9 protein-coding genes and 1 pseudogene are annotated in these 12899 nt (G+C 71.3%); 7 read left to right on the top strand and 3 right to left on the bottom strand.

Annotated elements, in window-relative coordinates; all coding sequences use genetic code 11:
- Nucleotides 1–236 precede the first annotated feature (236 nt).
- On the top strand, nucleotides 237–1205 hold the full coding sequence (locus OG245_RS10875; RefSeq protein WP_215103728.1) for a glutaminase: 969 nt from the start codon (nucleotides 237–239) through the stop codon (nucleotides 1203–1205).
- A gap of 109 nt (nucleotides 1206–1314) precedes the next feature.
- On the opposite strand, the gene OG245_RS10870 is transcribed toward OG245_RS10875, so the two are convergent.
- Together OG245_RS10870 and OG245_RS10865 are read right to left on the bottom strand one after the other, a co-directional pair.
- Nucleotides 1315–2052 (bottom strand): class I SAM-dependent methyltransferase, encoded by a 738-nt coding sequence (locus tag OG245_RS10870; RefSeq protein ID WP_371623321.1) that lies wholly within the window; start codon nucleotides 2050–2052, stop codon nucleotides 1315–1317.
- A gap of 119 nt (nucleotides 2053–2171) precedes the next feature.
- Nucleotides 2172–3098 carry an NADP-dependent oxidoreductase gene (locus OG245_RS10865; protein WP_371627858.1) on the bottom strand — a complete coding sequence of 309 codons (927 nt, stop codon included), beginning with the start codon at nucleotides 3096–3098 and terminating at the stop codon, nucleotides 2172–2174.
- Nucleotides 3099–3186: 88 nt separating this feature from the next.
- Between OG245_RS10865 and OG245_RS10860 the strand changes: the two genes are divergently transcribed.
- Nucleotides 3187–3798, top strand: a complete 612-nt coding sequence (locus OG245_RS10860) for a TetR/AcrR family transcriptional regulator (RefSeq protein WP_371623320.1) — start codon at nucleotides 3187–3189, stop codon at nucleotides 3796–3798.
- Here the strand turns inward: OG245_RS10860 and OG245_RS10855 are convergent.
- The gene (locus tag OG245_RS10855) at nucleotides 3779–4957 is read right to left on the bottom strand and encodes a PP2C family protein-serine/threonine phosphatase (protein ID WP_371623319.1); all 1179 of its coding nucleotides are present in this window, start codon (nucleotides 4955–4957) and stop codon (nucleotides 3779–3781) included. The genes OG245_RS10860 and OG245_RS10855 overlap by 20 nt on opposite strands.
- Before the next feature lie 176 nt (nucleotides 4958–5133).
- Here OG245_RS10855 and OG245_RS10850 point away from each other — a divergent pair.
- The 5 genes and pseudogenes from OG245_RS10850 to OG245_RS10830 all read left to right on the top strand — a co-directional run.
- Nucleotides 5134–5946 (top strand): annotated as a pseudogene (locus OG245_RS10850) (arginine deiminase family protein); the annotation flags it as partial.
- 301 nt (nucleotides 5947–6247) lie between these two features.
- On the top strand, nucleotides 6248–6520 hold the full coding sequence (locus OG245_RS10845; RefSeq protein WP_371623318.1) for a hypothetical protein: 273 nt from the start codon (nucleotides 6248–6250) through the stop codon (nucleotides 6518–6520).
- A 122-nt stretch (nucleotides 6521–6642) separates the two neighbouring features.
- The gene (dusB, locus tag OG245_RS10840; protein ID WP_371623317.1) at nucleotides 6643–7791 is read left to right on the top strand and encodes a tRNA dihydrouridine synthase DusB; all 1149 of its coding nucleotides are present in this window, start codon (nucleotides 6643–6645) and stop codon (nucleotides 7789–7791) included.
- 561 nt (nucleotides 7792–8352) lie between these two features.
- Nucleotides 8353–11064 (top strand): pyruvate, phosphate dikinase, encoded by a 2712-nt coding sequence (gene ppdK, locus OG245_RS10835; RefSeq protein WP_371623316.1) that lies wholly within the window; start codon nucleotides 8353–8355, stop codon nucleotides 11062–11064.
- Nucleotides 11065–11728: 664 nt separating this feature from the next.
- A complete protein-coding gene (locus tag OG245_RS10830) occupies nucleotides 11729–12781 on the top strand; it encodes an ArsR/SmtB family transcription factor (protein ID WP_371623315.1) in 1053 nt (350 codons plus the stop codon).
- Nucleotides 12782–12899: the final 118 nt, after the last annotated feature.

Raw genomic sequence — 12899 nt, 5'->3', positions numbered from 1 at the left:
TCGGATGCCCTGAAACGTATCCGACCAGGAAAAACAAGTGGTCGACCGTTCGGCAAAGCCTGTCGCAGGGCCGTGCGCCGGGCCTGTCGCCGGGCCCGGTCCCGGCGACAGACAGTCGTTCCCGGAGCACGGCACGGGGGGATTCCTTGCCGCCGGGGTGGGCGGGTCAGACTGGGGGCGGCCCCGCTCCCGCTCCGCCCGCCGGGCCTCCTCGCCTCTCTCCGTCAGGAATCGCCGTGTCCCACCCCTCCGCCGCCCCTCGGGCGAGCAGCGCCGCTCCGCGCGCCGAAGCGCACCGCTTCAGCTCCGTCATCAGCCGCATCGCCGAGGAGATGGGCGCACTCGCCGACCACGGCACTCCCGCCGACTACATCCCGATGCTCGCCGGAGCCGACCCCCGGCGCTTCGGCATGGCCGTCGCGGAGCCGGACGGAACCGTCTACGGCGTCGGCGACTGGCGGCAGCCGTTCTCGACCCAGTCCATATCCAAGGTGTTCGCCCTGGCCCTGGCGCTCTCCCTGGACGGTGAGCAGATATGGCGGGGAGTCGGCCGCGAGCCTTCGGGCAACCCGTTCAACTCCCTGGTGCAGCTGGAGTACGAGAACGGCATCCCCCGCAACCCGTTCATCAACGCCGGGGCCCTCGTGGTGACCGACCGGCTCCAGGCCCTGACCGGGGACGCCGCCGGCCAGGTGCGGGAGCTGCTGCGCTCGGAGAGCGGCAATCCCGCCATCGACTTCGTACCGGAGGTCGCCGCCTCCGAAGCGGCCTTCGGCGACCGCAACGCCGCGCTGGCCCACTTCATGGCCTCCTACGGAAACATCACCCTCCGGGTCCCCGAGCTGCTCTCCGCCTACTTCCGCCAGTGCTCGATCGAGGCGTCCTGCGCGGACCTGGCCCTCTCCGCGGGTTTCCTGGCCCGGCGCGGCATCCGGGCCGACGGCTCCGCGCTGCTGACCCGCAGCCAGGCGAAGCAGATCAACGCGGTCATGCTCACCTGCGGGACGTACGACGCGGCCGGCGAGTTCGCCTACCGGGTGGGGCTGCCGGGCAAGAGCGGCGTCGGCGGGGGCATCATCGCCATCGTGCCGGGGGAGTGCACCCTGTGCGTGTGGAGCCCGGGGCTCGACCGGCGCGGCAACTCGGTGGCGGGCGTGTCCGCCCTCGCGCGCTTCACCACGCTGACCGGGCTGTCCGTCTTCTGACGCGTCCTGTGCGGAGAGCGGCCGGGACGTGGACCCGGGGCTCGTCGCGGGAACGTGACCACCGCGTCGCGGAACCTCGGCCCACCGGTTCCCCACCGCCGCCGCGATGTCACGCCTTCAGGGCGACGAGGCGGTACAGCGGGTCCGGGCGGGGTGCGTCCTGGTCCGGCAGCGCGGCGAGGCGGCGGCACACGTCGGCCACCTGGTCCCGGGGCGCGTGGGCGCACCAGGAGATGCGGCCCGCCCCGATCGCCTCGCGCCAGCCGCGAGGACTGCGGCCCTGCCCCGTGCCGGGGAACCGCGTCCGGCCCGCCGTCCCCAGTCCCTGTTCCGCCGCCCAACGGAGCAGCCGGGCGGAGTGGTCGGGCACCTCGGGCGCGTACCGGCCGCGCAGGTCCGCCGTGACCTCGGCTATGTCGCTGTCCTCGGCGAAGTACGCGTCGTTCTTGTCGACGGTGGTGACCAGCACCCCGCCGGGCCGCAGCACCCGGGCCGCCTCGGTCAGCACGGGCACCGGGTCCGGCAGCAGATGCAGCAGCCAGATGATCACCACGGCGTCCACCGCCTCCGACGCGAAGGGCAGCCGTGCGCCGTCGCCCCGCACGATGCCTCCCGGCACCCGCCGCGCGGCGAGGCCCAGCATCCCGGGTGAACGGTCGACGCCCACCACCGTCCGCCCCGGACGCCGGAGCCGTTCCGTCACGATGCCCGTGCCGCAGGCGAGGTCCAGGACGGTGCGAGGTCCTCGCGGCAGGAGCCGTTCCACCGCGTCCGCCGCCGCCCGGGCCCTCGGTTCACCACCCCGGGACGCGTCGTAGTGCCGGGCCTCGTCGTCGTAGTCGAGCATGTCCGTCCCCTGTCCCCGCGCCGGTGTCCGCCCGCCCCTGTTCCTGGGACCCTACGGGCCGTGATCTGCCCCTGTTCCCGGGACCGTACGGGCCGTGATCCGGCCCTGTTTCCGGCACCCTACGGCCGTGACCCGCTCGACCCGCCCCGCGGTCGGACGATCAGGACACGGCGGCCCCGCGTGTGCCCCGCCCGGCTGTCGATGTGTGCGGCGGCTGCCTCGGCGAGCGGGTAGGACTTCTCCACCGGGATGTGCAGCCTGCCGCGTGAGATCAGCGCCGCCGCCTCGGCCAGCGCGTCCGGCACGCTCCCCGCCACGCCGGAGAACCGGACGCCGAACTCCGGTGCGCCCAGGTCCGCGATGGTGACCACCTTCCCCGGGTCGCCGGTCAGTTCGACCAGCTCGCCGAGCACGCCAGAACCCGCCAGGTCGAGTGCGGCGTCGACACGGCCGAGCTGCCGTACCCGCTCGACCCAGCCCTCGCCGTACGTCGTGGCGAGCGCGCCCAGGCCGCGCAGATACTCCTGGTTGGCGGCGCCCGCCGTGCCGATGACCGCGATGCCCCGGACGCGGGCGATCTGCAGCACCGCCGAACCGACCCCGCCGGACGCGCCGTTGACCAGCAGCGTCTGACCGGGGAGGACACCGACCTCCCGGATGACGCGCAGCGCGGTCTCCACCACGGACGGATAGCCGGCCGCCTCCTCGAACGTCAGGCCCTCCGGCATCCGGGCCCAGGCCGACAGCACGGCGAACTCGGCGTACGTGTCGGAGCCCTCGCCGAACACGTGGTCGCCCACCGCCACTCCTTCGACGCCCTCACCCACCTCGTCCACCACTCCGGCGGCGTCGAGGCCCACTCCTGACGGCAGTTCGACCGGTTGGGCTCCCAGGACCTGGCCCTCGCGAATGCGCCAGTCGACGGGATTCACTCCGGCGGCCCGTACCCGGACGCGTATCCGGCCGGGGCCCGCGTGGGGTCGGTCGGCATCGATGAGGCGCAGTACGCCGGGGCCGCCGAACGCGGCGAAGCTCACCTTCTTCATGCTCCTTGTGCTCTCCATGCTCCCGAACGTAACACTAACTGTTAGCTTTTCCGATCGGTTCCACTTTTGTATTTGCTAGTGTCAGCGCATGAACGAGCCCAGCGGACGCCGCGAGCGCAAGAAGGCCGCGACCCGCCAGAAGATCGCCGACACCGCTCTGCGGCTCTTCCTGGAACGCGGGTACGACGCCGTGGGCATCCGTGACGTGGCGGCCGAGGCGGACGTCGCCGTGACCACGCTCTTCTCCCACTTCGCCTCGAAGGAAGCGCTGGTCTTCGAGCAGGACCAGGGCTTCGAGCAGGGCCTCGTCCGGGCGGTCGCCGACCGGACTCCGGACGAGCCGCTGATTCCCGTGCTGCGCCGGGAGATCCACGCCCTGGTGCGCCACTGCGCTGCGCCCGGGGCCGCCCCGGTCCGGAACATGATCGAGTCGTCGCCGTCCCTGCGGGAGTACGAGGAGTCGATGCGGCTGCGCCACGCGGAGGCGCTGGCCGCCGCGATCGCCGCCGACCTCGGCGTACCGGAGACGTCGACGGCCTGCCGGACCGTCGCGAGGTTCGCGATCGACGCCTACGCGCTCGCCCGCGAGGCGGCCGATCCGCAGGCCGCGGTGGACGAGATCTTCCGGATGATCGAGGCGGCCTGGGGGGCCTCCAGCCTTGCCCGAGGAGCGTCCGAGCTCAGGCGTCCGACCGGCTGATCCCGCCGCGAGGGCCCTGCCAGTCCAGACACAGGACGGTGGCGTCGTCCTTCGGCGGCCGGCCGCCGAAGGCGTCGGCCACCGCTGCGACCAAGGTGCGGACGACCTCGCGCGGATGCTCGGCCGCGGTCCGCAGCAGGAGACCGGGCAGGTCGACCGTCGCCGCTTCGCGTTCCTGCATTCCGTCGGTGAACAGCACGAGACGGTCGCCGGGGCGCAGGTCGATGTCCTGAACCTCGTAGGCGTCCTGCGCGGTGAACCCGAACGGCATGTTGACGGCCAGGCCCAGTTCCTCGACCGCGCCCTCGCGGAGTCTGAGCGGCCCGGGATGGCCCGCGTTGACCATCTGCGCGCCGCTGCCGTCCAGGGCGATGCGGAGCAACTGGCCCGTGACGTAGGTGTGGTGGCCGTGGTCGAGGAGGGCCTGGTGCATGTGGCGGGCCTGTTCGGCGAGGTCCGCTCCGGCGCGACGGGCGCCGCGGGAGGCGTTCACGACCAGGGTGGCGGTGAGGGACGCGTCGACGTCGTGGCCCATGGCGTCGGTGACGGACAGATGCAGGGTGTCGTGGTCGAGGCTGTAGTCGTAGGTGTCCCCGGCGATGTCGGAGGCCGGGACCAGGGCTCCGGCGAGGGCGAATTCGGCCGCCTCGCAGGAGGGCGCCGACGGGAGGAGCTGGCGCTGGATCTCCGCCGCCAGGCTGACCGTCGTGGTGCGGTTCCCCCAGTGGTAGAGGTCGGTGAAGCGGCGGTCGGTGACGATGATGTACGCCAGTGCGTGCGCGGCCTCCTCGACCTGCTCCAGCACGCTCTCGGTCACGACATCGAGGTACAGCTCCAGCACGCCGATGGTGTCGCCCCGGTTGGTGACCGGCGCGAGCACGCGCTGCCCCAGGGCGACCTCCTCCGCCAGCATCGTCTTCTGGGCGCGCAGAACCTTGTCGTAGATGCCACTGCCGGCCAGTGGCACTCGCTCGGTCCGCTGCTCCTGTGCGGAGCCGGCCGTGTCGTTGACCCGCAGCAGACGGCTGCCGACCATGTCGACGAAGAGGAACGACACGTACCGCGCACCGAACCGGGCGCGCAGATTGCGCGCCACGACATCGATCGAGTCCACCGGGGCCGCGCTCTCCGCCGCCGCCAGCACTTCGGCCAGTCCCATCCGGTCACCCGTCACCACAGCCTCCAAAAGTCGATAGTGCTTCTGCCCGCTGACGCCTCTCTCATGGCACCGGTCGAGAAATCCTGCGGTGGCGGCGAGCGATTCCGACCCTCGCGGGCGAGCGCCACGTACCCCGAGCGGAACGCGTCGGGGAGGTCGGCGGTGGCGAGGCCGCCGGGGCCGGGGCGCGGGAGTACCTGATGCCGCCGCTGCCCAACACCCTGTACACCCGTGACACCACCTGCTGGCTGTACGGCGGAGTGACGCTGAACCCGCTCTACTGGTCCGCCCGGCGCGACGAGACCCTGCTGATGAAGGCGATCTACGCCTTCCACCCCGACTTCCGGGGCAGCACCGTCTGGTGGGGCGACCCCGAGAAGGACTGGGGTCAGGCCACGTTCGAGGGCGGGGACATCATGCCCGTCGGCAACGGCGTCGTCCTCATGGGCATGAGCGAACGGACCTCCCGCCAGGCCATCACGCAGGTCGCGGCCGCGCTGTTCGAGCAGGGCGCTGCCGAGCACGTGATCGTCGCCGGGATGCCGAAGCTGCGTTCGGCGATGCACCTGGACACGGTGTTCACCTTCGCGGACCGGGACATCGTCACGCTGTACCCGCGCATCATGGACGGCGTCCGCGCCTTCTCGCTGCGGCCGTCCGACCTGGCGCCCGGGATCGAGATCACCGACGAGGGCGGCACCCCGTTCACCGAGGTCGTGGCCCGCGCCCTGGGCCTGCCCCGGCTGAGGGTGATCGAGACGGGCGGAGACGTCTACGCCTCCGAGCGCCAGCAGTGGGACAGCGGCAACAACGCGGTGGCGCTGGAGCCCGGCGTGGTCTTCACCTACGACCGCAACACCCAGACCAACGCGCTGCTGCGCCGGGCCGGGGTGGAGGTCATCACCATCGTCGGGGCGGAGCTGGGCCGGGGCCGGGGCGGCGGGCACTGCATGACGTGCCCGCTGATCCGCGACGCGGTGACGTTCTGACCCGGGGAACACCGTACGTCCCGTCACCTCGGCCCCAAGGGCTGTCCCGTGATCCCTGGCGGGCGCGCGACGACAGCTACGGCACCTCGCCGCGTTGTCGGAACATCCCCATACATCCCGTATGCGGACGTCCCTCCGCCTTGCGATGCACCGCATCCGACGCCGCACGCTGATCCACCAGGGATGACGGGACAGCCCTTAGTCAATTGACCGTGTAGGCAAGGGACTTCGGGGCACACGATCGACAGACCGGTCCGCTTCGGGACCGGACTCCGGCGCGATCGTCCCGAAGGAGCGACAGATGGCTACGCAGTACGGCAACCGACCGACCGGGCAGGGGCACCGCGGTGCGTCGCGGGGAGGCGCCGAAGGCAACGTCTTCAGCATCATCGCGATCGTCCTGGGCGTGATCGGGCTGATCTTCCTGCCGATCGTCTTCGCCCTGGGCGGACTGATCATGGCCATCATCGCCAAGGCCGTCCGGCACGAGCGGCTCGCCACGGTCGCCATCGTGGTCAGCGCCGTCGGACTGGTCGGCGGAATGGTCCTCGGCGCCGTCTTCGCCAGTATGTGACCGAGCCGAGCGATGCCGATGGGCCCGGGGCGGGCCCCGCCCCGGGCTTCTGGCGGGCCCGGCGCCCGACGGGGTCACCCCGCCGAGGCGGTCACCCCTCCGGCGTACGCGACAATGGAGCCATGACCACGCTCGCCCCCGCCCTCCCGCAGCTCCGCATCGGCCCGCACACCGTGCAGCCGCCGGTCGTGCTGGCCCCGATGGCCGGCATCACCAACGCCCCGTTCCGGACGCTGTGCCGGGAGTTCTCCGGCGGCAAGGGCCTGTTCGTCAGCGAGATGATCACCACGCGGGCGCTGGTCGAGCGCAACGAGAAGACCATGCAGCTCATCCACTTCGACGCGACCGAGACGCCGCGCTCGATCCAGCTGTACGGAGTGGACCCGGCCACCGTCGGCAAGGCGGTCCGGATGATCGTCGACGAGGATCTGGCCGACCACATCGACCTGAACTTCGGCTGCCCGGTCCCCAAGGTCACCCGCAAGGGCGGCGGCTCCGCACTCCCGTACAAGCGGCCCCTGCTGCGGGCCATCCTCAAGGAAGCCGTCGCCGGCGCCGGGGACCTCCCCGTCACCATCAAGATGCGCAAGGGCATCGACGACGACCACCTCACCTTCCTCGACGCCGGCCGCATCGCCGTCGAGGAGGGCGTCACCGCCGTCGCCCTGCACGGGCGCACCACCGCCCAGCACTACGGCGGCACCGCCGACTGGGACGCCATCGCCCGGCTCAAGGAGCACGTGCCGGAGATCCCCGTGCTCGGCAACGGCGACATCTGGTGTGCCGACGACGCCCTGCGGATGATGCGGGAGACCGGCTGCGACGGTGTCGTCGTCGGGCGCGGCTGCCTGGGGCGGCCCTGGCTCTTCGCCGACCTGGTGAACGCCATGGAGGGCCGCGAGACCCGGCACGCGCCCGCACTGCGCGAGGTCGCGGACGTCATGGTGCGCCACGCGACGCTGCTGGGGGAGTGGATCGGCGACGAGGCCCGCGGCGTGATCGACTTCCGTAAGCACGTGGCCTGGTATCTCAAGGGCTTCGCGGTCGGCTCCGAGATGCGCAAGAAGCTGGCGATCACCTCCTCGCTGGAGGAGCTGAGCGGTCAGCTGCACGAGCTGGACCTCGACCAGCCCTGGCCGGACGGCGCCGACGGGCCGCGCGGGCGGACCTCGGGCAACAACCGGGTCGTCCTGCCGGACGGCTGGCTGAAGGACCCGTACGACTGCGCGGGCATCAGCGCCGACGCGGAGCTGGACACCTCCGGCGGCTGAACCCGTACCGGCCCTCCCCGCACAAGACCTCATCCCCCTCACCCCCGCCCGCCCACGCCCGGCGCGGCGTGGCGCTCCGGCGTGTCCGGAGACCCGGTCCGGCGTCGGAGCCCGCGCGGGGGCGGACCTTCGCCCGTAGCCTGGAAGAGGCCGGCCCCGGGGTGCCCGGCCATGGCCCGAGGCGTCCGGATCCTGAAATCCGGGATCCGAAACGAGCGTGATTCGCGCCACCCTTGATCGGGGTTGCGCTCAGATGAGCATTTTCCACATGGCTGCACTTCTGGAAGACGTGGCACTCAGTGCCACCTGGCTGGATTCAAGAAGTGAACTCACCTGGCGAGTCGCCCGCTCAGGTGAGCGGATACAGTCAAGTTTCGGCCATGTCGCATTCGGGAGGTGAAGGCGGAACGTCAGGTGCTTCGGCCGGGCGAGCCTTTCGATCTGCTGGCGGACGGGTGGTTGCGGCCGTATGACGACCAAGTGGACGTACCCATCCACCTTCGATCTGGGTATGTTCCTCGCCGTCAGGGCAGCCACCGCGTCCTCGAGGAGTCGAGACCCGTGTCGGAAAACAAAGATCCCCAGAAGTTCGTCTACGACTTCACCGAGGGCAACAAGGATCTGAAGGATCTTCTGGGCGGCAAGGGCGCCAACCTCGCCGAGATGACCAACCTCGGGTTGCCCGTCCCTCCGGGCTTCACGATCACCACCGAGGCCTGCAAGGTCTACCTGGACAGCGGCGACGCGCCGACCGCGCTGCGCGACGAGGTGAGTGCGCACCTCACGGCGCTGGAGGAGCGCATGGGCAAGCGGCTCGGCCAGGCCGACGACCCGCTGCTGGTCTCCGTCCGCTCCGGCGCCAAGTTCTCCATGCCGGGCATGATGGACACGGTCCTGAACATCGGCCTCTCCGACGACTCGGTGGCCGGTCTCGCCACCCAGTCCGGCGACGAGCGCTTCGCCTGGGACTCCTACCGCCGGCTCATCCAGATGTTCGGCAAGACCGTCCTCGGGGTCGACGGCGACCTCTTCGAGGAGGCGCTTGAGGACGCCAAGGCGGCCAAGAAGGTCACGGTCGACACCGACCTCGCCGCCGCCGACCTCAAGAAGCTCGTCAAGCAGTTCAAGAAGATCGTCGAGTCCGAGGCCGGACGCGCGTTCCCGCAGGACGCCCGCGAGCAGATGGACCTGGCCATAAACGCGGTCTTCGACTCGTGGAACACCGACCGCGCCAAGCTCTACCGCCGCCAGGAGCGCATCCCCGGCGACCTCGGCACGGCCGTCAACGTCTGTTCGATGGTCTTCGGCAACCTGGGCCCCGACTCCGGCACGGGCGTCGCCTTCACCCGCGACCCGGCCAGCGGCCACCAGGGCGTCTACGGCGACTACCTCCAGAACGCGCAGGGCGAGGACGTCGTCGCCGGCATCCGCAACACGGTGCCGCTCGCCGACCTGGAGTCGATCGACAAGAAGTCGTACGACCAGCTCATGCAGATCATGGAGACCCTGGAGAACCACTACAAGGATCTCTGCGACATCGAGTTCACCATCGAGCGCGGCCAGCTCTGGATGCTCCAGACCCGGGTCGGCAAGCGCACCGCCGGAGCCGCCTTCCGGATCGCCACCCAGCTCGTGGACCAGGGCCTGATCGACGAGGCCGAGGCCCTCCAGCGCGTCAACGGCGCCCAGCTCGCCCAGCTGATGTTCCCGCGCTTCGACGACGAGGCGAAGACCGAGCTGCTCGGCCGGGGCATCGCCGCCTCCCCGGGCGCGGCCGTCGGCAAGGCCGTCTTCGACTCGTACACCGCGATCAAGTGGTCCCGCTCCGGCGAGAAGGTCATCCTGATCCGCCGCGAGACCAACCCCGACGACCTCGAAGGCATGATCGCCGCCGAGGGCATCCTGACCTCGCGCGGCGGCAAGACCTCGCACGCGGCGGTCGTGGCGCGCGGCATGGGCAAGACCTGTGTCTGCGGCGCCGAGGACCTGGAGGTCGACACCAAGCGCCGTCGGATGACGGTCGGCGGCCGGGTGATCGAGGAGGGCGACCTCGTCTCCATCGACGGCTCCACCGGCAAGGTCTACCTGGGCGAGGTACCCGTCGTACCGTCCCCGGTCGTCGAGTACTTCGAGGGCCGGATGCACGCCGGGGCCGACGACGCCGACGAACTGGTCGCCGCCGTGCACCGGATCATGGCGTACGCGGACCGGGTGCGCCGGCTGCGGGTGCGGGCGAATGCCGACAACGCCGAGGACGCCCTGCGCGCCCGCCGCTTCGGCGCCCAGGGCATCGGCCTCTGCCGCACCGAGCACATGTTCCTCGGCGAGCGCCGCGAGATGGTCGAGAAGCTGATCCTCGCGGACACCGACGACGAGCGCGAGAGTGCGCTGGCCGCTCTCCTCCCGCTCCAGAAGGCCGACTTCATCGAGCTGTTCGAGTCGATGGACGGGCTGCCCGTCACCGTCCGCCTGCTCGACCCGCCGCTGCACGAGTTCCTCCCCGACATCACCGAACTGTCGGTCCGCGTCGCGCTCGCCGAGTCCCGCAAGGACGCCAACGAGAACGACCTGCGCCTGCTCCAGGCGGTGCACAAGCTGCATGAGCAGAACCCGATGCTGGGTCTGCGCGGGGTGCGCCTCGGCCTCGTCATCCCCGGCCTGTTCGCGATGCAGGTGCGGGCCATCGCCGAGGCCGCCGCCCAGCGCAAGAACGCCAAGGGCGACCCGCGCGCCGAGATCATGATTCCGCTCGTCGGCACGGTCCAGGAGCTGGAGATCGTCCGCGAGGAGGCCGACCGGGTCATCGCCGAGGTCCAGGCGGCCACCGGCACCGACCTCAAGCTGACCATCGGCACCATGATCGAGCTGCCGCGCGCCGCGCTGACGGCGGGCCAGATCGCCGAGGCCGCGCAGTTCTTCTCCTTCGGCACGAACGACCTGACCCAGACGGTGTGGGGCTTCTCCCGCGACGACGTGGAGGCCTCGTTCTTCACCGCGTACCTGGAGAAGGGCATCTTCGGGGTCTCCCCGTTCGAGACGATCGACAAGGACGGCGTCGGCGCGCTGGTCCGCAGCGCCGTCGAGGCCGGCCGGGCCACCCGCCCGGACCTCAAGCTCGGCGTCTGCGGCGAGCACGGCGGAGACCCGGAGTCGGTGCACTTCTTCCACGAGGTGGGCCTGGACTACGTCTCCTGCTCGCCGTTCCGCATCCCGGTAGCCCGCCTGGAGGCGGGCCGGGCCGCAGCCGAGTCCCGGGGCAGTGACAGCCGCTGAACCGGACTCACCGGCCGGTGGCTGCACGAACAGCCTCCGGCCTCATGGGCAGGGCTGCACGAACAGCCCTGCCCACCGACCAGGGCCGCACGGACGGCCCGATCCTCCGGGGCCGCCCCCGAAGCCGAGTCCGGCCCTCACCGGCTCATCGGCCCGCCGGCGGCCCCGGAACACCGAGAAGCGGCGGCACCCTGTGCGGGGGTGCCGCCGCTTCGCCCTGTGCCGCCCGTGGCGGTTCCGTACGGGAGTGGCGTGTGCGGAAATGGCGGGCGATACGGGGAAGTCGTCAGAAGCGTGCACCGAATGCCGCGCGAAGAATGTGGCGCAGAGCACATTGCTTCGTTTACGGCGCAAAGAAATTCGGGTGACCGGTCGGGGACCGGGGTGCGGTCCATGGATCCCCACCCATGGACCGCACCCGGCTTACCCCCGTCGGGTACGGAGCCGCACCGTCGCCCACCGCCGCCGAACACACAAAGCCCCCCACGGCCTTCACGTGCTCATCCGGTGGGCACCGGATGCGTACCCGACGTCGTACAGCTTTTCGGGTGGAGCGGAACGGGGCGAGACCTTTCACTTCTGGCCGAAACCCCGTGGTGACCTCCTGTGACGGTCCGCATACCCTTCGGTGGGGGCAATTGCGGATGCAACAGGTGGGGGAGCGGTGCTGCGTATCCATGTGTCCAGGCTGGACCTTTCGCGGGTGCGGATGGCCACGAGGCCGGACGCGCTGTGGGAAACCATTCTCAGCTTTCACCGGATCAGGGACCGGCGTGCTTCGACGGTGTTCGGGAAATGGCGTTCGGAATCCCGGGCGCGGTTGAATGGTGAAGCACAGTTGCTGGCGGCGGTCGTCCCGCCCCGCGGCTATTTCCCGGATTTCCTGACGCCCTCCCAGGAGGGGGCCGAGCCTTTCGGGCTCGACGTCGGAATGGAGGCGCTGCGCGACACTCCCGCCGACCGTGTCCACGCGGAGCTGGAACTGCTGGCGGCCGGGCGGATACGGCAGCGGGCCGGCCTGCCCGCCGGCCCGCGTCAACGGGACCCGGGAGCGGGGAGAGCGGGCGCGGGGCTGCCCGCCGTGCTCATGGAGGGCCGGGCCGAGCCGCTCGCCCGTCTCATCGGGGCCCTCCGCAGCTACCACCACGCGGCCGTGGAGCCCTACTGGCCGCACATCCGGGCCAGCGTCGAGGCGGACCGGGCCCTGCGCGGCCGGGCTCTGCTGGACGGCGGGGCCGACGGGCTCCTGGCCGCCCTGCCGCCGATGATCCGGTGGCGCCCGCCCGTGCTGGAGGCGGACTACCCGTTCGACCGTGATCTGCACCTGGACGGGCGCGGGCTGCTGCTCCAGCCGTCCTTCTTCTGCCGGGGCACCCCCGTGGTCTACCGCGACCCGTCGCTGCCGCCGGTGCTCGTCTACCCGGTGGCCACCCCCGGAGCCCCGGTCTTCGCCGAGCCGGGGCCCTGGCTCGGCCGGCTCGTCGGACACACCCGCTCGGCCGTCCTCTCCTCCATCGGCGACGGCTGCACCACCAGCGAACTCGCCCGCCGGGCCGGGGTGTCGCTGGCCTCCGCGAGCCAGCACGCCTCCGTGCTGCGCGAGGCGGGCCTGGTCCTGACGCTGCGGCACGGCAGCTCGGTCCTGCACACCCTGACCCCGCTCGGCGGCTCCCTGCTGCGAGGCGGCGCCCCGCTCGCCCTGCCCGAAGGAGCCTGAAGGGGCCAAGGAATCCGGCGGGGCCGAAAGGCCGCTGTCCGGGGGCCGTTGCCAGAGGGCCGTTGTCAGAGGGCCGTGCAAATCTTCTTCCCGTACACCGATGAGTTCCGCGCGGCCC

It is taken from the genome of Streptomyces sp. NBC_01116 (assembly GCF_041435495.1).
GTDB lineage: Bacteria > Actinomycetota > Actinomycetes > Streptomycetales > Streptomycetaceae > Streptomyces.
The sequence above is the reverse complement of the archived record's forward strand: the minus strand, read 5'-3'. Positions and strand labels throughout refer to the sequence as shown.